The sequence below is a fragment of the Pseudomonas sp. B21-056 genome (genome assembly GCF_026016325.1).
Lineage (GTDB): Bacteria > Pseudomonadota > Gammaproteobacteria > Pseudomonadales > Pseudomonadaceae > Aquipseudomonas.
The window spans coordinates 4982607-5001952 of sequence record NZ_CP087203.1; the positions used below are offsets into that span (position 1 = coordinate 4982607).

The window sequence follows — 19346 nt, forward strand, 5'->3', positions numbered from 1 at the left end:
GGCCTAAATGGCATTTTTATCAGCCAAGGCTTCGTTATGGAAAATGTACGAACTTCAAGCATCCACGCCGTCTGGCTGATGGTCAGTGTGGTGTTGGTGGCGCTGAACCTGCGGCCTTCGATGGCGGCGGTCGGGCCGTTGTTGTCAGCGATTCGCGGCGAGGTGCCGTTGAGTTTCAGCACCGCTTCACTGCTGACCATGCTGCCGGTCATGGCGATGGGCCTGGCGATGTTCCTGGGCATGCGCATTGCGCTGCGCATCGGTGAACACCGCACCATCGTGCTCTCGCTGTTGATCATCGGCATCGCCACGGCGTCGCGCCTGTACCTGGACAGCGCCGCCGAGCTGATTATCAGCGCCGTGGTGGCCGGGGTCGGAATCGCGCTGATTCAGGCGGTGATGCCGGCCTTGATCAAATCGCGATTCAGCGACAACGTCTCGCTGTTCATGGGGCTGTATGTCACCTCGATCATGGGTGGGGCAGCATTGGCGGCGTCGTTCTCACCCTTCGTCCTGACCCAGACGGGCAGCTGGCGTATCGGCCTGGCGATCTGGGCCGTGCTGGCGCTGGTCGCCCTGGGTTGCTGGTATGCCCAGCGCTCGGCCGTCACGCCGCTGCCCGACGCCCCGAGCCGCAACAAGGAGTCGTTCTTCGCCAATGGCCGGGCCTGGCTGCTGGCGATTTTCTTCGGCCTGGGCACTGCGTCCTACACCTGCGTGCTGGCCTGGCTGGCGCCGTACTACGTGGAAAGAGGCTGGAGTGAGCAGCACGCAGGCCTGTTGCTCGGTTTCCTGACGGCAATGGAAGTGTTGTCCGGCCTCGTCACCCCGGCCATTGCCAACCGCAGCCAGGACAAACGCCTGGTGCTGGCCGTGCTGCTGGCACTGATCATCGGCGGTTTCTGCGGCCTGATCCTCAGCCCGGAACGCTTCACCCTGTTGTGGCCTTGCCTGCTTGGGCTGGGCATCGGTGGGCTGTTCCCGATGAGCCTGATCGTGTCCCTCGACCACCTGGACAACCCACGCCGGGCGGGTGGCCTGACGGCATTCGTGCAAGGCATCGGCTACCTGATCGCCGGGCTGTCGCCGTTGATTGCCGGGATGATCCGAGACCAGTTGGGCAGCTTCGAATGGGCCTGGTGGTCGCTCACCGCGGTCATGGCGCTGATGATCCTGATGGTGTTGCGCTTCAATCCCAAGCAGTACGCACGACACATCAGCTAATGGATTAGCACCGCTGTAGGAGCTGTCGAGCGAAGCGAGGCTGCGATCTTTACGCCAACAGTTGAATCTCAAGCGAAAGATCAAGATCAAGAGATCGCAGCCTTCGGCAGCTCCTACAGGCTCTGCACACCCAAGCTCCCTCGCCACCACTCAAAACGCAGGAATCACCCCTTGAGCAAACAAGTCGGTTTTGCCGCGGCCCATTGGGGCATGCTGATCTGGGCGATGCTGATCGCCTCTTCGTTTTTTGCCGCGGCACAGGTCAGCCACTCGATCGATCCGATCCTGCTCACCGGTCTGCGGCTGCTGTTTTCGGCACTGATGTTCCTGCCGCTACTGCTGCTGAACAACACCTCGCCGGTTTCAACCAAAGGCCTGCTGGCCCACGCCGTGCTCGGCCTGTTGCTGGCAACCTACTTCGGCTCGTTGTTCGAGGCGTTGCGCTACACCTCGGCGGTCAACACCGCGACGCTGTATACGCTGGTGCCGCTGATGACGTTGTTTTTCGAGGTGTTCCTGCTGCCCAGTCCGAGCCTCAAGGCCCGCCTGCTGCCCATGCTGGTGGCGGCGGTCGGTGCCGTGCTGCTGACACTCAAGGGATCGACGCCCGGACAGGTGCCAGGGCTCTATCCGGTACTGGTCTTCGGTGCCGGCTGCCTGGCGATGGCCTTGTATTCGCCCCTCAGTCAACGCTTCAAAGCCGGGGTGCTGAAAGGCCGTGATCCAGTGGCGATGACGTTCTGGAACATGCTGTTCGGCTCGCTGTTTCTCTTGCTGTTCTGCCTGTTCAGCGGCGGCTGGCGCAGCGGCCTGCACCTGTCGGCGCCGGATATCGGCTGGCTGGTGTACCTGGCCTTGTTCGGCACCCTCGCCACGTTCTGGCTGTTGCACCGGGCAATCGGGGTGATCGCACCGTCCACAGTGATTTCCTACGTGTACCTCAACACGCTGTTCGTGACGCTGCTTCATTGGTTCTGGCTCAGGCAGCAACCGATGATGGTCGAGATCATCGGCGCTGCGCTGGTGGGTGTCGGCATGCTGGCCCTGGTGATCAGCAGCCGTAACGCCAGAACCGTTACGGCTTGAAACCGATCAGTAGCTCGATGCCGGGCGAGGTGTAACCGGGCTCCAGCGCTCCAGCTCCCGTTCAAGAAAAGCCGCGACTGCCAGCAACCGTTCTTCCTGCCAGTGAGGCCCGACGATCTGGATGCCGATGGGCATCCCGGTGGCCGGGTCGGTGCCAGCGCGGATCACCACTGCCGGTGAGCCGCTGAGACTGAACGGGAACACAAAGGCATAACGGTTGCGGTCCTCCAGGGACTCGCCATGACGAAACGCGACGTCTGGGAACACCGGGCAGATGAACAGGTCGTGTTGCTTGAAGAACTTCGCCAACTGATAGCGGAATGTGTCGATGGCGATCCAGTCGCGCTTGACCTCGTCCACGGTCAATTCCACGGCTTCGCTCATATCCAGCAACTGGGCGATGGCCGGGGTGAAGCGGCGCTTGTTCATCGACTCGAACAGCTTTCGCCAGCCGCGCCCGGCGTCGGCACCGGTGATGAACACCCGCCACAGCACATCGCAGGCCTCCTCGAGCATCGGCGGCGCCACCGGACTCACCTGCGCCACCACCGAACCCAGGCACTGTTCGACCTGCTGCAACACCTGGCTCACCGCCGCGCTGACAGGCGTGCGGTCCGACGCCGAAAACAGTGCGACCCGCAGGCTGGCCAACGGCTCGCTTTCGACAAACGGCACATCGACGGTGTCCGGATCCTGTCCGTCGGCACCGCTGATCAACGGCCCCAGCAGCGCCAGGTCATCGACATAGCGCCCCATCACGCCAAAAGCCGAGGTCATGTGGAACAACCCGGAGCGGTCGTTGGGAAACTGACCGGTCAACGGCACCCGGCCCTGGGTCAGTTTCAAGCCGCAGATGCCGTTGAAATGCGCCGGTATCCGCACACTGCCACAGGCGTCGGAGGCCAGCCCGGCGGGCGAGCATCCGGCGGCAATCGCAGCCGCTTCACCCCCACTGCTGCCGCCGGCGGAACGTTGCAGGTCATGGGGATTGAGGGTGCGGCCATAGATCAGGTTCTCGGTCTCGAAGGCCATGCACAACTCGGGCACATTGCTGATGCCCAGGATAATCGCACCGGCCTGCCGAAGCCGGGCGACGGCCGTCGCGTCGTGCTGGCTGACGTCGCCCAGCAACTCCTCCAGCCCCCGGGACATCCTGAATCCCTGCACGTGGAGGACGTCCTTGATAGTGATGGGAATACCGTGCAGCGGGCCACTGATCTGGCCGATGCGCGCCATCTCGTCAGCTTCGCGGGCCTGGCGTCGCAGGTCTTCCACGGGCGCCAGTTGGATCAGTGCGTTGATCTGCCGGTTACGCTCGGCGATGCGCTGCAGGTAGAACTCCAGCAACGTGACGCTGGTCAGCACGCCACGTCGCAACAGACCGGCCATTTCCCGCAGGGTCAGGGTATCGGGGTTGAACAGGCTCACGAGGCCTCCTTGGCGCGCAACCACTTGTTGGGCAACTGGTACATGTTGCGCACCACCAGGGAGAACGCCTTGACCGCCAGGGCCGGACGCCGGTTGATGGCTTCGAGGGCCTCTTCGATCATTGTCAGGACATGGCGCAACGCATCGGACGAGATGTTCAGCGGCGGATAGAAACGCAGCACCGGGCGCTCGGCCTTTTCATTCATCGAATGCCCGGCATGAATGCCGCGCTTGCTCAGTTCCATGCTCATCAGGGCTTCATAAACCGAACCGCGCAAGCGCAACCCCGTCATCAGGCCCACCCCCGGCACGTCCTCGACGATGTGCGGATAGCGCAGCGCCAAGCGTTGCAGGCCATGGCGCAGCAAGCCACCGTTGATCCGCGACTGCTCCACCAGGTTGTTCTGCTCGATGTAATCGATGGCCGCGAGCGCCGAGGCACACGCCACCGGGTGCCCGCCATTGGTGCGCGTGTCCGGCTCGATTTCACTGAGCGGGTACTGGGTCGCCAGGCGCTGGCTGTACATGGCGCAGGCGAACGAGGTGTAACCGCCGGTCAGGCCCTTGGAGAGGATCATGATGTCGGGCACCACGTCGTCATATTGCACCGCGAACCATTTGCCGCAGCGACCGAAACCGGTCTGGATTTCATCCGCCACCAACAGGGTGCCGGTGGCGTCGCACAAGGCCCGCAGGTTGGCCATGTAACCCACCGGCGGCACTTGCAGATGCGCGCCGCCCAGGATCGGTTCGACATACACCGCGCATACGCCTTCACCCACGGCCTGTTGCAGGGCGGCGAAATCGCCGTAGGGCACATGGGTCACGTCGGGCGCGGCGATGCCATAGCTGCTGTGGTTCTGTTGCTGGCCCAGGATGCTCATCGCCGCCAGGGTCTTGCCGTGGTAGGAGCCGCTCATCACCACGATCCCGCGACGGTGCGGCTGGATGCGCAATGCATAGCGCAGGCTCTGCTCGACGGCCTCGGCCCCCGAGACCATGTACTGCACGTCGCCCCACTCCCCCGGCACCAGCTGGCACAGGCGCTCGGTCAACTTGTCCTGGAGCGGATGCCGCCGGCCTTCCGGCACCCAGGCCATCTGGTTCAACTGTGCCTGCACCTGCTCGCGGACCATCGGGTTGCGATGGCCGACGATGAACACGCCGTAGCTGCACGCGCAGTCGATGAAGCGCTTGCCGGTGTGGTCGGTGACGTGGATGCCATCGGTCTGTTGCTCGACGCTGGTCTTGCCCAGGCGATAAAGCTTGGCCGCCGATGCGCTCCAGTGCCGCTGGCAATCATCCAGCAGTTGTTCATGCGGCCTGAGTAAGGACATGGCTTAAGGTCTCCTTGATGATGTTTGCGGCACGTTGAATGTGTTCCGGGCGTGCGGTGATCGGGCAGCGCAGGATCAACTCGCGGCCACGGGGCGCACTGACATAGACGCCTTGCTGGTAAAGCGCCTCGCACAACACGCTCGGCTGCAGGTCATCGGCCAGTGGCAGGCTGACCCAGCCGCCCTCGGCCACGGCGCCGAACGAGGCCAGGGTTTGTGCCAGGCGCTGACCGTTTTCCAGGCATTGCCGGGGTGCATCATGGGCCTGCACATAATCCAGCGCGGCCAGGGCCGCCACGCAGGCCATCGGATTGCCGGCGGTGGTGCTGCCATGCTTGGCCGGACTGCTGCGACCATAAACCTGCCAGGCCATGCGCTCGCTGCAGGTATAAGTGCCGATGGGAATCGCACTGCCCCCCAGCGCCCCGCCGAGCACGACAATGTCCGGGACACTGCGATAACGCTGGAAACCGAACAGCGAGCCCAGGCTGCCGAGACAGGTCTGGGTATCCACCGCGATCACCGGCGCCGCGGCCTGCGTCGCACGGGCGTGCAAGCGCTCGACCAGAGCCGGTTCGAGCAATTGCAGCCGACCATTGGCATCAACGCGGGTGCTGCTGTGGCAGACCGCAAAGCAGTCGTTCCAGTCCACCGTATCCAGGTCCGCGAGCTGACGAATCGCCACGCGCTTGAAGCCCAGGAAATGTTGCACGCCCAGGTCGCCTTGCGCGGCGTTGAGGCAACGTCCATAGGTCAGCGAGCCGTAATCACCGCCCTGGATAAACACGATGGTGTTGCCCTTTGGCTTGAGCCCCTTGCACAACTTCAAGGCGCCCTCGAACGCTTCGTCGCCGGAGCTGCACACATAGGAGCTGACCAGCGGCTCAGGCAGCAGCTCGGCCAGGCGGCGGCACAAGGCAATCAGCGGTTCAGACATCAGCACCCGGTTGGACAGGCCCATGATCTGCGCCTGCCGGGTGACCGCCTCGATCACCTCCGGCACCTGGAAGCCGAACCCGCCGGTCAGGTCAATGATCTGCCGACCATCGCCGTCGAGGTACGTCTCGTACTGCCCGCCAATAATGTAGTTATCGTTCTTCATGGGATTCTCTCAGCGATAGCTCAGGGCATTGAAGATCCGCCGACGCTCATCGACGATGGTTTCGCGACCGTGCATGACCCGACGGTTATCGATCATCACCACGTCGTGGTCACGCCACCCCACCGGCACGGTGTACTGAGCGGAGACTTCGGCGATTTCGGCCAGGAACTCGGCGGGAATCACCTTGCCGTCCACCGTGTCGATCACCGGCGCCTCGTAGTTGAACGACGGCCCCAGGATGCTGTTGGCAAACGCCGGGCGCTGGCTGAAAGCGGAGGTCAGGATCGCCGAGGTGCTGAAGGCGTAATGCATCGAATCGTCGGCCGGGTTGAAGGAAATCTGCGTCTGCGGGTCATCACCGATGATCTGCAACAAATCCTCGATGACCACGGCCGAAGGGTCCGAAAGCGTTGGCGAATAATGGCAAACCAGCCGACGCCACTTTTCCCCCGCCACGGTACGGCTGTAGCGAATAGGGTTGTTTTCGAAGAAGCTGCGGCAGCCCGGGGACAGCCTCGCCAGCACTTTCTCACCGTCGCAGATCGTGGTTTGCGATCCCTTGCGTGGCGCTTCCTGGCAATAGAACCAGGTCATGTCCGGCCAGAACGGCGAGTTGCCATTTTCGCAATGCAGGCCGACCGCCTGATGCCCCGCATCCACCAACTGCGCAGCCCCGCCGACCATGACCCGCGCCGGATCCAGGCTCAGCCGTGAACTGTTCTGCCTGACGTAGGCGCTGAACGCCTCGGCGCTGTGGATGCAGTTGCGAAACAACACGACACCGTAGTGTCCCAGCAGCTCATACAACTCAGTCTTGCCCAGGCTGGCGAAGTGGTGCGACTCGACGATGGAGACGTCCGGGTTTTCAAAGTGAAAGGCAGGTGTGCTCATTGGATGCGTTCCCTTGCAGAGTGGAAAAAACTGTAGCGATATCGGCACGTTTCGGTCGGCCGGTGACGGTGTAGAGCTGCTCGATCAACGGATCGTCCTGGGTCAACAACCAGAGCCGGCTCGGTCGCTCGATGTCGGAGAAGCGGGCGGTCGACCAGGTCACCAGCTCATCGCTGGCCGGCGTCGACTCGACGCACAGCAACGCCACCAGACCATGCTGCTCATCGAAGAACACCGCGGCGTCGTTGACGCCCGGGTATTTGCGATACTCCAGCTCGACCTGCTCGGGGCTGACGTTGCGGCCGTTGGGCAGGCAAATCACGTTCTTCTTGCGCCCGTGCACGTAGAGGTAGCCGTCTTCGTCGAGCATCCCCAGATCCCCGGTGTCCATCCAGCCGTCGCCAGACATGGAGCAGGCGCTGGGGTCCGTCCCCGAATAACCGCTGAACAGCGAGCTACTCTTGACCTCGATGGTCTGGTCGGCGCCGATCCGCACCTGGACATGGGGCAGCGGCTTGCCGACGCTGCCCAGGCGTTGCTCTTGGAAGGTGTTCATGCTGACCACCGAGGCGTTTTCCGACAGCCCGTAGCCCTGGTACACCTCGATGCCTTGCTCAGCCAGATCGTGCAGGGCATCGATACTCACCGCCGCGCCGCCGCAGGTGATGTGCGCACCGGATTTCAAGTAACCCGCCAACCGATCGCCTGCCTCGCCGCCTTCGTTCAATTGCTCCAGGAAGCGATTGATCATGACCGGCGGTACGGTCAGGGCCGTTGGCTGGACCTGCAGGATCCAGTCGACCAGACGCTGCGGCGAAGCCCCTGGCTCGCCGAGCAATGCTTCGCTCGGCGGCAGGAAATGCACCGTCCCGCCGGCCAGTAGCGGCAGGTACGCGGCAGTCACCTGCTCAAGCAGCAGGCTCAACGGCACCAGCGACAAGTACCGGCGATGAGCATTGGCCGGCATGCGTTCGCGCAACGACGTCAGCACTGCGCCAACCGCCTGGTTGCTCAAACGCACGCCCTTCGGCCGGCTGGTGGTGCCCGAGGTATGGATGATCTTGCAGATCCAGTCATCCTCATCGGCCGGTGTATACGACAGCGGCTGCTCGACCACTGGCTCGTTGAGGCGGCGCAGTCGACTGTCGGGAAAATTCAGTTTCCAGCGTTGCGCCAGTGTCCGTTGCCCTGCGGCATCCACCAGAAACCCGTCGCAACGCTCGGCCAGGTGCTCGGCCTGGGATTGACTGAACGCCAGCGGCAGCGGCAGCGCGGTTATCCCGGCAAACAGGCAGGCCAGGTCGGCCACCAGCCAGTCGCTGCTGTTGCGCGTCGCGATCCCCAACACCACCTGATCGCCGTGGGCCGGCGTTGCAAAGCGACGTTGCAGTTCGGCGGCCAGATTGAGTGCCCGGTGCTCCAGCTCGCCGTAGGTCAGCGCCACAGGTTCAGTGCCCGACGCCCAGTCAACTGCGCAGACCGCCTGACGATTGTCCTGCAATGCCTGTTTCAACTGATTGATAAAACCCCCGCTCATGGCTGCGCCCTCGCCAGGGTTTCACCGGGCAACTGTGTAAACGAGGTATTGAGGGTGGTGGCGGCGAAACGTGAGCGCTTCGGATCGACCCGGATGAAACCGGTGACCGGCTTCTTGGCGTAATAACTCCCCCAGTTCTTGCCGCCGTCGTCGGCCAGGCGGGTGGGGTCTGCGGTGAGCAACGGCTCGAAATCGATTTGGCAACTTTCCATCATTTGCCGCACGCGAGGCGTAACAGTGCACAACAGGTAATGCCCGCCCATGCACCAGGACAACAAAGGAATCATATTAACGAGAATCATTCCCGCTGTTAGGTGATGGGAAATCAGATTGCCGATTTCGACAATGTTCGAACGCTCGATGGTTTTATCGAAACGCTGGGAGAGGATTTCCTCAATCGGTTGAGCCAGGTATTGCTCGGAAAAAAGAGTTCGGTGATCGCCGAATGTAATACCGGCACATGCCAGTATGCGATCAGCCTGATCCTGAGTGACCGCAAAGTATTGCGGATTCGGTTCTACCGAGGCGGCATAAGAACTTTTAAACTTCTCTCTTACTACCTCGGTGGCCTGTACCCATAACGGTGTTTTAGTTTCCGCGACACGTATTTGCATTTTCGTCGTCCTCCGTCCCTGTGCAGGATGTCTATAAAAGCGAGGCGAGCATATTTAAGAAAATTCCTACAAGCCATTTAAAAACTAAATTGCATCCGCTAATATGTAAATAAACGTCTCTGTCATAAAAACCAGAGACGCTAGCCCATGGATTGCGCCAAGAAGGATCTTATGCTCAATAGTAATTTGCTTAGAAAGCTGGACATGCAGGACCTGATGGTGTTCGTCGCGGTGTATGAGCAAAGCAGCGTCACCGAGGTCTCCGAGGCCCTTTGCGTCAGCCAGTCAACCGTCAGCTATTGTTTGAAGAAGCTGCGCACCAGCTTCGAAGATGAACTGTTCATTAATACCCGCAGTGGCATGCGCCCCACCAACAAAGCCAGTGCCATGTATAGTCACATCGTCAAAATTCTGCAGGCAATCAATACTTGCCATTCAGGCATTCAAACATTCGACCCGACACAAAATGAAATAACTTTTAATATTTGTGCACCGGAATACTTCGAGTTATTGATATTCCCGAAACTGATCAAACGTTTTATCGGCAGCCATTTTTCCATCGTTGTGAATATAACGAAATTCCATAAAGATATTCCCGTTGACGAACTGATGGATGGTCGTTTCGATCTGGTAATTTGTTTCGGCCCCAACTTCCATCGCAGCGTCAAAGGTTTACGCTCGCAGGTATTACTGGAGGACGAACTGGTCTGTGTGGTTGATAAAAACGCCGATTTACCGGACCAGACGCTCAGCCTGGAGGCCTTTGCAGCGTGCCAGCACGTCTTTCCCACCCCTTGGACTTCCGACACCAACATGGTGGACGGCTGGCTCGCCCGGCAAGGTTGTAGCCGGCAGATCGTCGCCCGGGCCAACAGCTATGTGGCAGCCCTCAATATGATCCCCGGAACCGACTTCGTCCTGACCCTGCCCCGACGCGTTCAGGCATTGACTTGCGATGAAGACCGGTTCAGCCATCGCGGAGCACCGGAGGGGCTACCAAACTTTACGCTGGACATGATGTGGAGCGAGAAACCGAGCCAGGACAACGCCAATCTCTGGCTCCGCGAGCAGATCGTAAAGGTCTGCGCCGAGGATGGCTTGCTCTAAACCGTCCGGGAACCACTCGCATCCTTGCGTGGTTCCCAGACTTGCCGGTCTGTGACTTTTCCACAGGCAAAAAAAAATCCGGAAATCCTCACTTTCGTGGGCCTTCCAGACTTTTAAAACAGCAAAAATGGTGGGTCGTGTGGGATTCGAACCTACGACCAATTGGTTAAAAGCCAACTGCTCTACCAACTGAGCTAACGACCCGCTGTGTGGTGGCGCGTATAATACTGATTTCTAAGGACTATTCAACACTTAATTTGAAATAAATCAAAAATAAGGGGTTGGATCGCTTACGCCCGCCGCAGCAAAGCCTTCGGCACGCAGGCGGCAGCTGTCGCATTTGCCACAGGCGCGCCCCTGATCGTCGGCCTGGTAGCAGGAAACGGTCAGTCCATAGTTCACGCCGAGCTTCACACCGGCCCTGACGATATCGGCCTTGCTGAGATTCTGCAGCGGCGCCTGGATACGGAAGCCTTGCCCCTCCACGCCGGCCTTGGTCGCCAGGTTGGCCATGCGCTCGAAGGCCTCGACGAACTCAGGACGGCAGTCCGGGTAGCCGGAATAATCCACCGCATTGACGCCGATGAAAATGTCGCGGGCTTCCAGCACTTCGGCCCAGCCCAATGCCAAGGACAGGAACACGGTGTTGCGTGCCGGCACATACGTTACCGGTATGCCTTCACTCGGCGCTTCGGGTACAGCGATGGAGCTGTCGGTCAGGGCCGAACCGCCGATGCCGTTGAGGTTAAGGCCAATCACCTTGTGCTCGACCACCCCCAGGTCCCGGGCGACCCGTTCGGCGGCTTGCAGTTCGGCGCGATGGCGCTGACCGTAATCGAAGCTCATGGTGTAGCAGCGGTAACCTTCGGCACGGGCCATGGCCACGACCGTGGCCGAATCCAGGCCGCCGGACAACAGGATGACCGCTCGTTTCTCTGCAATGTTCGTCTGTTCAGTCATATCAGCGCCCCGGCTCGTCGTTCCAAAGATATTTGTGCAACTGCAGTTGCAAGCGCACCGGCAGGTTATCCGCCACCACCCAGTCCGCCAGGTCCCGCGCGTTCAAGTCGTGATGACTCGGCGACACCAGGACCTCACCGGCCCGCTGGTCGAGCCCGTACTGGATCAGCTTGGACACGGCCCAGTCGTAATCTTCCCGCGAACAGATAACGAACTTGACCTGATCGTTGGGCGTCAGCAGTTCGATGTTCTCGTAGCGGTTACGATGCGCTTCCTTGGATCCTGGGGTTTTCAGGTCGACGACACGACTGACCCGAGGGTCGACGGCCGAGATATCCAGCGCGCCACTGGTCTCCAGCGAAACCTCATAACCGGCATCACACAACTGCTTGAGCAAGGGAATGGCATTGGGTTGTGCCAGTGGCTCGCCGCCCGTGACACAGACGTAGCGCGGGCGATAGCCGGCCACTTGCTCGAGGATATCGTCGAGGGTTCGCAGGGTGCCGCCGCTGAAGGCGTAGGCACTGTCGCAGTATTGGCAACGCAATGGGCAACCGGTGAGGCGCACAAATACCGTGGGCAGCCCGGCCGTTCGCGTTTCACCCTGCAACGAGTAAAAAACTTCGGTGATTCTCAATGTGTCTTGCATAGTCGCCACGGGCGTAACAGCTAAACAGGCCGTCCGCCTCCGTCAGGCACTTCAAGGAACCCCGCCATCGCGCAGGCCCCAAAAAGCGTGTTTCAGAAAAAGGGCGTGAATTCTAACGAAAAAACCCGCGACAGGCGCGGGTTTCTTCATTACAGGGTCAAACCGGCTTACATGCGCTGCAGATCGCGCTGGGCCAACTGGGCGGCGGAGGTACCCGGGTATTGGGACACCACCTGCTGCAGGATGCCCTTGACCTTGTCGGTGTGACCCAGGCGGCGCTCTACATCAGCCAGCTTGTACAGCGAATCCGGCACCTTGGCGTGCTTGGGATACAGCTGGGAAACCTTGGCGAATGCCTGGCCGGCACCCTGCAGGTCGCCCTTGGCCAGGTTCACTTCACCCAACCAGTATTGGGCATTGCCCGCGTACTGGCTGTTTGGGTATTTACGCAGGAAAGCGGCAAAGGCCTGGCTGGCCTTGTCGAAATCCTTGGCCTTGATCAGGTCGAAGGCAGCATCGTAATAGAGCTTTTCCTTCGCCGGATCAGCCGGCTCGCCACTGGCGGCAGGTGCTGGAGCGCTTGCCCCTGCCCCCGCGCCTGCGGCAGCACCGGGGGCGTTCAAGTCGCCACCGGCAGGAGAATTCTCAGGAGTCGCGGCAGGTGCGGCACCGCTTCCTATGCGCCGATCAAGATCCTGGTAACGTTCCAGGTTTTCCTGCTTCATGCGCGATACTTCGTTTTGCAGAACTTCAATCGCGCCTTGTTGGCGTGAAAGCTGATCCTGCATTTGCTGCAGTTGGTTGAACAGCTCGCCCTGTGCCGAGACAGGGGCCGAAACCCCTCCCCCGGCATAGGCGCCGTTCGTACCGTAACCTGCAGGCGGATAACTGCTTCCGCTATTGTTATAGCCGGCATCGTTATCGACCACAGGAACCGCAGCCCACACCGCAAGCGGTGCGAGACTGAGAGCCAGAACAGTTACAGCACGACGGCACGTTCGCATGACGAATCAGTTCTTACGCAGTTCGACGCGACGGTTTTGAGCCCAGGACGACTCGTCGTTGCCGGTAGCAACTGGACGCTCTTCGCCGTAGGAAACCAGTTCCAGCTGAGCTGGGGAAACACCTTGCAGTACCAGGTAGCGTTGAACGGCTTTCGCACGACGCTCGCCCAGTGCCATGTTGTACTCACGAGTACCACGTTCGTCGGTGTTGCCTTCCAGAACAACGCGAGCGCCGTTTGCTTTCAGGTCTTTGGCGTGAACGTCCAGAGCGCGCATGGCTTCTGGCTTCAGGTCCGAGCTGTCGTATTCGAAGTAGAAGGTGGTGATTGCGCGCAGAGCAGCTTCTTCGCTCATGGAGCCGTCAACTGCACCGGTGTTAGCGCCGTAACCAGCGTTTGGATCAACAGCGCCTTCACCGGCGTTGTCGCCGCCTTTGGACGAGCAACCTACAGCTACAGCCATGGCCAGAGCCAGCGCAGCAAATTTACCAAACTTCAGCATTTCCATCGTGAAACTCCTAATGAACCCCAGTGTGTTAAGTAAAACGTATAGCGCCGCGTCAGTTCAGGTAAGGGGACCAGGACGGTTCTCTGACTTCGCCTTGAGCGGTAGGAAGCGGGAGCCTCACGCGTCCATTAATGGACACGAGCATCAAGACTCCCCGGCCCTGCTGGCGGGTGGCGTAGATTACCATGGTGCCGTTGGGCGCAACAGTAGGTGACTCGTCCAGAGTGCTATCAGTGAGGATTTTTACGCTGCCGCGCTGCATATCCTGGGCTGCCACCTTGAAATTGGTGAAACCGTCCTGGCGATGGATCATCACCAGGGTCTTCTCGTCCGCCGACAGTTTAGGGTTGGCGTTGTAGTTACCGATGAAAGTCACGCGTTCGGCACCGCCGCCACCAGCACTGGTCTTGTAGATCTGCGGCTTGCCACCACGGTCGGAGGTGAAGTAGATGGTCGAGCCATCCTTGCCCCAGAACGGTTCGGTGTTGATGCCCGGGCCGTTGGTGACACGGGAGATCGAACGCGAGGCCAGGTTCATTACATAGATGTCCGGGTTACCGTCCTTGGACAGTACGAACGCCAGGCGGTTACCGTCCGGCGACCAGGCTGGCGCGCCGTTCAGGCCTTCGAAGTTGGTGATCTGCTCGCGGCGACCGGTGTCGATATGCTGCACGAAGATGCGCGGACGCTTCTGCTCGAACGACACATAGGCGATGCGCTTGCCATCGGGGGCGAAACGCGGCGACAGGATCGGCTCGCGCGATTGCAGCAGGGTGACCGCGCGGGCGCCGTCGTAGTCGGAGCGCTGCAGGGTGTAGCGGGTGTTTTTCTCGGAGAAGCGTTCGGCCGTCACGTAGAGCATGCGGGTGGAGAACGCCCCCTTGATGCCGGTGAGTTTCTCGAACGACTGGTCGGAGATGTAGTGCGCCATGTCACGCAGTTGGTCGGTGCTGCCCGACACGCTGCCGGTCAGCACTTGCTGCTCGGTGGCGACGTTGAACAGGGCGTATTGCACCTGCAGGCGGCCGCCGGCCGGAACGATGCTGCCAACCATGATGTACTGGGCGCCCAGGGCTTTCCAGTCACGGTAGATGACTTCGCTGGCCTGGGTGGGCAGGCTGATCATGTTCTGCTTCGGAATCGGCGCGTAGTAACCCGAGTTGCGCAGGTCATTGCCGATGATTTCGGCCATGTCGTCCGGCAGGACGCTACCGCCCTGCCAGCCGAACGGTACGACGGCGATCGGGGTCGCCCGGTCGCTGCCGCTGGTGACCAGAATGTTCTTTTCCTCTGCTACCGCTATCCCTGCCAGGCAGCAGATAACGACAAGCATTGATCGAAGAAGGTTTCTCACAAGGCTAGATCCTCAGGTGTGAATGTCATCTTGAATGAACGATAGGGAGCGAAATCGCTCGACTTCATTCCTTGCATTTCCGTCAATCGTCCAATGTTCTTGACCGCTGCAACTGCCGAAGCATCGAAAGGTCCGTCACCGCTGGACTTGGCCACGCTAACCGAGGCCACCGTGCCGTCCGGCAACATGCCGATCTGCAATACGACCGTCATGCCTTGGCGCGCCGAAGGCGGACGAGCCCAGCCCTCTGCCGCCCGGGCCCGAATCAGGTCGTCGAAGCTACCGGCGACTTCATCGCCCTGCTCATCAGCCAAGGCCTGCTGGCGCTCCGGCTTATCGGAAAGCAGGTCTGCCAATGCCTGGGCCTTCTTCTCTTCGGCAGATTTACGCGCTGCGTCCTGGGCCTTTTTCTTGGCGGCGTCGGCGGCGGCTTTCTTCTTCGCGTCTTCGGCGACTTTCTTTTTCGCCTCGTCAGCTTCGGCTTTCTTCTTGGCGTCTTCGGCCGCTTTCTTCTTGGCGTCCTCGACAATCTTCTTCTTGGCCTCTTCGGCGGCCTCTTTCTTGGCCTCTTCCTCAGCGGCTTTCTTGGCTTCCTCTTCGGCTTTCTTCTTGGCTATATCAGCCAATTGTTTCTCTTCTGCCTTCTTGGCCTCGGCTTTTTTCGCCTCATCGGCTTTCTTGGCCTCGTCAGCCTTTTTCGCCTCGTCGGCCTTCTTCGCTTCCTCGGCCTTTTGAGCGGCTTCCTCTTTCTTTTGTTCCGCGGCCTTTATCTCTTCCTGCTCGACCTTCTTCTGCTCCATCTGCTCGACTTCAGTCTGCCGCGCAGCGGATTTCTTTGCCTCACCGGCAAGCTTCTGGTTGGTCTGCGTGGTGGCCTGACTCTTCGACTTGAGCTGGTACAGGGTCGCTTGCACGATCGGTTTGGCCGGCGGCAGCTCCGGCGTCATGGCAAAACTGACGAACAACATGCCGAACACCAGCACGTGCAGGCCGATTGCCAGGACACTGGGCCAGAAGTAGCTTTCCGAGGCGGACGGCTCTCGCTGTTGCTGCATCAGGGGGCCTCGGTGATCAAGCCAACATTACCGACCCCGGCTTTCTGCAGACCGCCCATCGCGCCCATCACGGCACCGTAGTCGACGGTCTTGTCACCGCGAATGAAGACCTGGGTGCGCTTGCCGGCGTCATTGCCGACACGAATGATCTTGGTCACCGCATCGGTCATCTGGGGCAGGGTCATGGCCCGGTCCTGCTGCTTCTCGGTGTCGACTTCGCTGCCAAGGTTCCAGTAATAGGTCTTGTCAGCCTTGATCGAAATGGTCAGGACCTGGGTGTTGTTGTCCTGCGGCAAGGCTTCGCTGGAAACCTTGGGCAGATCGACCTTCACGCCCTGATTGAGCATCGGCGCGGTCACCATGAAGATGACCAGCAGCACCAGCATCACGTCGATGTAGGGCACCACGTTCATCTCGGCAACCGGCTTGCGCTTGTTTCGGGCTCGAGCGATTAAAGCCATCGGGAAATACCTGCTTATTCTTCGCTGGTGTGCACTTTGCGGTGCAGGATCGCCTGGAATTCATCGGCGAAGGTGTAGTAACGGCCGATCAGCGTTTCGCTGCGGGCAGCGAAGCGGTTGTAGGCGATAACGGCCGGGATGGCCGCGAACAGGCCAATGGCGGTGGCGACCAGGGCCTCGGCGATGCCCGGGGCCACGGTAGCCAGGGTCGCTTGCTGGGCGGAGGCCAGGCCACGAAAGGAGTTCATGATCCCCCACACGGTACCGAACAGGCCGATGTACGGACTGACCGAACCGACGGTGGCCAGGAACGGCAGGCTCTGCTCGAGCTTTTCTTCCTCGCGGGAAATGGCAACGCGCATGGCACGGGCCACGCCTTCCATGACCGCTTCAGGATCGACGCCCGGCTGCTGGCGCAAACGAGAGAATTCCTTGAAACCGGCACGGAAGATCTGCTCCACGCCCGAATCCGGATCCGGGTTGCTGCCCGCTTGACGGTACAGTTTGGACAGGTCGATACCCGACCAGAAGCGCTCTTCGAAGCTCTCCAGGGCGCGACGACCGGCGCGCAGCAGGTTGCTGCGCTGAAAAATCATGATCCATGAGGTCACCGATGCGGCTACCAGGGTCAGCATTACCAGTTGCACCACGACGCTGGCATTGCTGACCAGGCTCCACATGGAGGTATGGTCGACGACGTTAGCTTCCACGCTTTATCTCCTGCTCTGAGTGTGTACCCGCGCCGCTCACGCCGGCAAAGGCCGCACGTAGAGCTTCGGGAATGGCCCGGGGTTTCAAACTATGGGTGCGCACACAGGCCACCAGAAACTGCCCTTCACAGAGCAGCACATTATCCGTAGCCCGCCTGACCTGCTGCTTGAAGCGCAGGCTGACACGGTTCAATTCGATGACATCGGCACTTACCAGAAGCTCGTCGTCCAGTCGCGCCGGCGCGTGATAACGCGCTTCGCTGGAATGCACGACGAATAACAGATCCTCCCCTGCCAGCGCGGATTGGGCGAAACCCAGTTCCCGCAGCCGTTCGGTTCGAGCCCGTTCCATAAACTTGAGGTAATTGACGTAGTAAACGATGCCGCCGGCATCGGTGTCCTCGTAATAAACGCGACAGCGATGTGCGAACGACTCCAGCCCGTTTTGCGCGCGCATACTCTAGTGCTTACTCCTCGGGTTGCCAATCGGCGGCAACTGTTTTTTCATTCTTGAGTGCATAGACGCTCCGGACGTCGTCTGGGACAGCACAACCCGGAAAAAAGTCGCTGCACAAAAGTCGCTCAATCGTCCACGGCATCAAGGAATTCGTCTACCACTGGCATCTCGCCCATTCGTGTCGGGATGTTTAAGCCAAAGTGCAGGTAAGCATGGCGCGTCACCACCCGTCCGCGAGGGGTACGCATGATGTAGCCCTGTTGGATCAGATACGGTTCCAGCACATCCTCGATGGTGTGGCGCTCTTCGCTGATGGCCGCCGCCAGGCTGTCCACGCCCACCGGGCCACCATCGAACTTCTCGATCATGGTCAGCAGCAGGCGCCGGTCCTGATGGTCGAAACCACGCTCGTCGATGTCCAGCAGGTTCAACGCCAGGTCGGCAATCGGCTTGGTGATGTGGCCCTTGGCCCGGACCTCGGCAAAATCCCGGACCCGGCGCAGCAGCCGGTTGGCGATCCGCGGCGTCCCCCGGGCCCGACGGGCGATCTCATAAGCGCCGTCCGGATCCAGCGGCAACCCGAGGATGCCTGCCGAACGGCTGACAATCGTCGCCAGGTCCGCGTTGCTGTAGAACTCCAGGCGCTGGACGATACCAAAGCGGTCCCGCAGCGGGTTGGTCAGCATGCCGGCGCGGGTGGTGGCGCCCACCAGGGTGAAGGGCGGCAGGTCCAGCTTGATGGAGCGCGCCGCCGGGCCTTCACCGATCATGATGTCGAGCTGGAAATCTTCCATGGCCGGGTACAGCACTTCCTCGACGATCGGCGACAGCCGATGGATTTCGTCGATGAACAGCACGTCATGGGGTTCGAGGTTGGTCAGCAATGCCGCCAGGTCGCCCGGGCGCTCGAGGACCGGACCCGATGTGCTCTTGATCGACACGCCCATTTCCTGGGCAATGATGTTGGCCAGGGTGGTCTTGCCCAGGCCCGGCGGGCCGAAGATCAACGTATGGTCGAGCGACTCGCTGCGCCCCCGGGCCGCCTGGATGAACAACTCCATCTGCTCGCGCACGGTCGGTTGGCCGATGTAGTCGGCCAGACTGACGGGGCGAATCGCACGGTCCTGGACTTCCTCGCGGTCACGGGGCGCACCCGTGGCGGCAATCAGACGGTCAGCTTCAATCACTTAGATCATTCCCTTCAGGGCGCGGCGAATCATGTCTTCAGTACTCAAGCCTTTTTCCTTGATGGCGGAAATCGCCTTGCTGGCTTCCTGCGGCTTGTAACCCAGGGAGATCAGCGCCGTGACCGCGTCGTTCTCGGCGCTGGCCGTCGGCACCGGCGCATCCGGCTGGTTCGGCACCAGCGCGAACATGGCCGGCACCGTTTCCCAGGCCTTGAAGCGATCCTTGAGCTCAACCAGCAGGCGTTCGGCGGTTTTCTTGCCGACACCTGGCACCTTGGTCAGGGCCGACGTGTCCTGGGACTGCACGCAACGCACCAGCTCATCGACCTCCAGGCTCGACATCAAGGCCAGGGCCAGTTTCGGTCCCACACCATTGAGACGGATCAACTCACGGAAAAAGTCTCGCTCGCGCTTGCCGACGAAACCATAGAGTAACTGCGCATCCTCGCGCACGACCAAATGGGTGTGCAACGTCAGCGGCTCACCGACCGACGGCAAGCGATACAGCGTGGTCATGGGCACTTCCAGCTCATAGCCCAGGCCATTTACATCCAGAATCAGGTGCGGCGGCTGTTTTTCAGCCAGGGTGCCGCGCAAGCGTCCAATCACGTTTCAGATCCTTGGGCGTTGACCAGCCGCTGGCTGGCGAATAACAGCCCGGGCATGCAGGCCGACG

20 protein-coding genes and 1 tRNA gene are annotated in these 19346 nt (G+C 60.7%); 3 read left to right on the top strand and 18 right to left on the bottom strand.

Annotated features, from left to right (window positions below; genetic code table 11):
- Positions 1-36 precede the first annotated feature (36 nt).
- Together LOY67_RS21670 and LOY67_RS21675 are read left to right on the top strand one after the other, a co-directional pair.
- The gene (locus LOY67_RS21670; RefSeq protein WP_265064364.1) at positions 37-1224 is read left to right on the top strand and encodes a cyanate transporter; all 1188 of its coding nucleotides are present in this window, start codon (positions 37-39) and stop codon (positions 1222-1224) included.
- A gap of 210 nt (positions 1225-1434) precedes the next feature.
- Positions 1435-2310 carry a DMT family transporter gene (locus LOY67_RS21675; protein ID WP_265067804.1) on the top strand — a complete coding sequence of 292 codons (876 nt, stop codon included), beginning with the start codon at positions 1435-1437 and terminating at the stop codon, positions 2308-2310.
- 6 nt (positions 2311-2316) lie between these two features.
- Here LOY67_RS21675 and LOY67_RS21680 read toward each other — a convergent pair whose 3' ends face one another.
- The 6 genes from LOY67_RS21680 to LOY67_RS21705 are packed head-to-tail and all read right to left on the bottom strand — an operon-like array spanning position 2317 to position 9219.
- Positions 2317-3732 carry an amidase gene (locus LOY67_RS21680; RefSeq protein ID WP_320110021.1) on the bottom strand — a complete coding sequence of 472 codons (1416 nt, stop codon included), beginning with the start codon at positions 3730-3732 and terminating at the stop codon, positions 2317-2319.
- Between the two features lie 2 nt (positions 3733-3734).
- Positions 3735-5075, bottom strand: a complete 1341-nt coding sequence (locus LOY67_RS21685; RefSeq protein WP_265064366.1) for an aspartate aminotransferase family protein — start codon at positions 5073-5075, stop codon at positions 3735-3737.
- On the bottom strand, positions 5053-6177 hold the full coding sequence (locus tag LOY67_RS21690; protein ID WP_265064367.1) for an aminotransferase class III-fold pyridoxal phosphate-dependent enzyme: 1125 nt from the start codon (positions 6175-6177) through the stop codon (positions 5053-5055). Before LOY67_RS21690 ends, LOY67_RS21685 begins: the two co-directional genes overlap by 23 nt.
- Positions 6178-6186: 9 nt before the next feature.
- Positions 6187-7068, bottom strand: coding sequence for a TauD/TfdA family dioxygenase (locus tag LOY67_RS21695; RefSeq protein WP_265064368.1), 882 nt, complete (start codon positions 7066-7068; stop codon positions 6187-6189).
- Complete coding sequence (locus LOY67_RS21700) at positions 7043-8605, bottom strand: AMP-binding protein (RefSeq protein ID WP_265064369.1); 1563 nt, start codon at positions 8603-8605, stop codon at positions 7043-7045. Before LOY67_RS21700 ends, LOY67_RS21695 begins: the two co-directional genes overlap by 26 nt.
- A complete protein-coding gene (locus tag LOY67_RS21705) occupies positions 8602-9219 on the bottom strand; it encodes a thermostable hemolysin (protein ID WP_265064370.1) in 618 nt (205 codons plus the stop codon). The genes LOY67_RS21700 and LOY67_RS21705 overlap by 4 nt, the downstream gene beginning before the upstream one ends.
- Positions 9220-9390: 171 nt before the next feature.
- Here LOY67_RS21705 and LOY67_RS21710 point away from each other — a divergent pair, with 171 nt between their 5' ends.
- A complete protein-coding gene (locus LOY67_RS21710) occupies positions 9391-10326 on the top strand; it encodes a LysR family transcriptional regulator (protein ID WP_265064371.1) in 936 nt (311 codons plus the stop codon).
- A 128-nt stretch (positions 10327-10454) separates the two neighbouring features.
- Here LOY67_RS21710 and LOY67_RS21715 read toward each other — a convergent pair.
- The 12 genes from LOY67_RS21715 to ruvA form a co-directional block, all read right to left on the bottom strand.
- Positions 10455-10530: transfer RNA gene (locus tag LOY67_RS21715), tRNA-Lys, on the bottom strand.
- Between the two features lie 63 nt (positions 10531-10593).
- Positions 10594-11268: a 7-cyano-7-deazaguanine synthase QueC gene (gene queC / locus LOY67_RS21720; protein WP_265067805.1), complete on the bottom strand. Its 675-nt coding sequence runs from the start codon at positions 11266-11268 to the stop codon at positions 10594-10596.
- A 19-nt stretch (positions 11269-11287) separates the two neighbouring features.
- Positions 11288-11935 carry a 7-carboxy-7-deazaguanine synthase QueE gene (queE, locus tag LOY67_RS21725; RefSeq protein ID WP_258627225.1) on the bottom strand — a complete coding sequence of 216 codons (648 nt, stop codon included), beginning with the start codon at positions 11933-11935 and terminating at the stop codon, positions 11288-11290.
- Positions 11936-12102: 167 nt separating this feature from the next.
- Positions 12103-12939 (bottom strand): tol-pal system protein YbgF, encoded by an 837-nt coding sequence (gene ybgF / locus LOY67_RS21730; protein WP_041021788.1) that lies wholly within the window; start codon positions 12937-12939, stop codon positions 12103-12105.
- Positions 12940-12945: 6 nt separating this feature from the next.
- The gene (gene pal / locus LOY67_RS21735; RefSeq protein WP_265064372.1) at positions 12946-13446 is read right to left on the bottom strand and encodes a peptidoglycan-associated lipoprotein Pal; all 501 of its coding nucleotides are present in this window, start codon (positions 13444-13446) and stop codon (positions 12946-12948) included.
- A 52-nt stretch (positions 13447-13498) separates the two neighbouring features.
- The gene (gene tolB, locus LOY67_RS21740; RefSeq protein ID WP_413776147.1) at positions 13499-14800 is read right to left on the bottom strand and encodes a Tol-Pal system beta propeller repeat protein TolB; all 1302 of its coding nucleotides are present in this window, start codon (positions 14798-14800) and stop codon (positions 13499-13501) included.
- Positions 14797-15855, bottom strand: coding sequence for a cell envelope integrity protein TolA (gene tolA / locus LOY67_RS21745; RefSeq protein ID WP_265064374.1), 1059 nt, complete (start codon positions 15853-15855; stop codon positions 14797-14799). The genes tolB and tolA overlap by 4 nt, the downstream gene beginning before the upstream one ends.
- Complete coding sequence (tolR, locus tag LOY67_RS21750) at positions 15855-16307, bottom strand: protein TolR (protein WP_161796096.1); 453 nt, start codon at positions 16305-16307, stop codon at positions 15855-15857. The genes tolA and tolR overlap by 1 nt, the downstream gene beginning before the upstream one ends.
- Positions 16308-16330: 23 nt before the next feature.
- Complete coding sequence (gene tolQ, locus LOY67_RS21755) at positions 16331-17026, bottom strand: protein TolQ (RefSeq protein ID WP_042728759.1); 696 nt, start codon at positions 17024-17026, stop codon at positions 16331-16333.
- Entirely contained in the window at positions 17016-17483 is a 468-nt protein-coding gene (gene ybgC / locus LOY67_RS21760; RefSeq protein ID WP_025215227.1) for a tol-pal system-associated acyl-CoA thioesterase, read from the bottom strand. Before ybgC ends, tolQ begins: the two co-directional genes overlap by 11 nt.
- Before the next feature lie 125 nt (positions 17484-17608).
- Positions 17609-18670: a Holliday junction branch migration DNA helicase RuvB gene (gene ruvB / locus LOY67_RS21765; RefSeq protein ID WP_265064375.1), complete on the bottom strand. Its 1062-nt coding sequence runs from the start codon at positions 18668-18670 to the stop codon at positions 17609-17611.
- Complete coding sequence (gene ruvA / locus LOY67_RS21770) at positions 18671-19279, bottom strand: Holliday junction branch migration protein RuvA (protein ID WP_265064376.1); 609 nt, start codon at positions 19277-19279, stop codon at positions 18671-18673. It abuts the gene before it with no gap.
- Positions 19280-19346: the final 67 nt, after the last annotated feature.

What these genes read in the sequence shown, in the direction of transcription:
- LOY67_RS21670 (WP_265064364.1), top strand. Translation starts at nt 37, where the DNA reads ATGGAAAATGTACGAACTTCAAGCATCCACGCCGTCTGGCTGATGGTC.
- LOY67_RS21675 (WP_265067804.1), top strand. Translation starts at nt 1,435, where the DNA reads ATGCTGATCTGGGCGATGCTGATCGCCTCTTCGTTTTTTGCCGCGGCA.
- LOY67_RS21685 (WP_265064366.1), bottom strand. Translation starts at nt 5,075, where the DNA reads ATGTCCTTACTCAGGCCGCATGAACAACTGCTGGATGATTGCCAGCGG.
- LOY67_RS21690 (WP_265064367.1), bottom strand. Translation starts at nt 6,177, where the DNA reads ATGAAGAACGATAACTACATTATTGGCGGGCAGTACGAGACGTACCTC.
- LOY67_RS21695 (WP_265064368.1), bottom strand. Translation starts at nt 7,068, where the DNA reads ATGAGCACACCTGCCTTTCACTTTGAAAACCCGGACGTCTCCATCGTC.
- LOY67_RS21700 (WP_265064369.1), bottom strand. Translation starts at nt 8,605, where the DNA reads ATGAGCGGGGGTTTTATCAATCAGTTGAAACAGGCATTGCAGGACAAT.
- LOY67_RS21705 (WP_265064370.1), bottom strand. Translation starts at nt 9,219, where the DNA reads ATGCAAATACGTGTCGCGGAAACTAAAACACCGTTATGGGTACAGGCC.
- LOY67_RS21710 (WP_265064371.1), top strand. Translation starts at nt 9,391, where the DNA reads ATGCTCAATAGTAATTTGCTTAGAAAGCTGGACATGCAGGACCTGATG.
- queE (WP_258627225.1), bottom strand. Translation starts at nt 11,935, where the DNA reads ATGCAAGACACATTGAGAATCACCGAAGTTTTTTACTCGTTGCAGGGT.
- ybgF (WP_041021788.1), bottom strand. Translation starts at nt 12,939, where the DNA reads ATGCGAACGTGCCGTCGTGCTGTAACTGTTCTGGCTCTCAGTCTCGCA.
- pal (WP_265064372.1), bottom strand. Translation starts at nt 13,446, where the DNA reads ATGGAAATGCTGAAGTTTGGTAAATTTGCTGCGCTGGCTCTGGCCATG.
- tolA (WP_265064374.1), bottom strand. Translation starts at nt 15,855, where the DNA reads ATGCAGCAACAGCGAGAGCCGTCCGCCTCGGAAAGCTACTTCTGGCCC.
- ybgC (WP_025215227.1), bottom strand. Translation starts at nt 17,483, where the DNA reads ATGCGCGCGCAAAACGGGCTGGAGTCGTTCGCACATCGCTGTCGCGTT.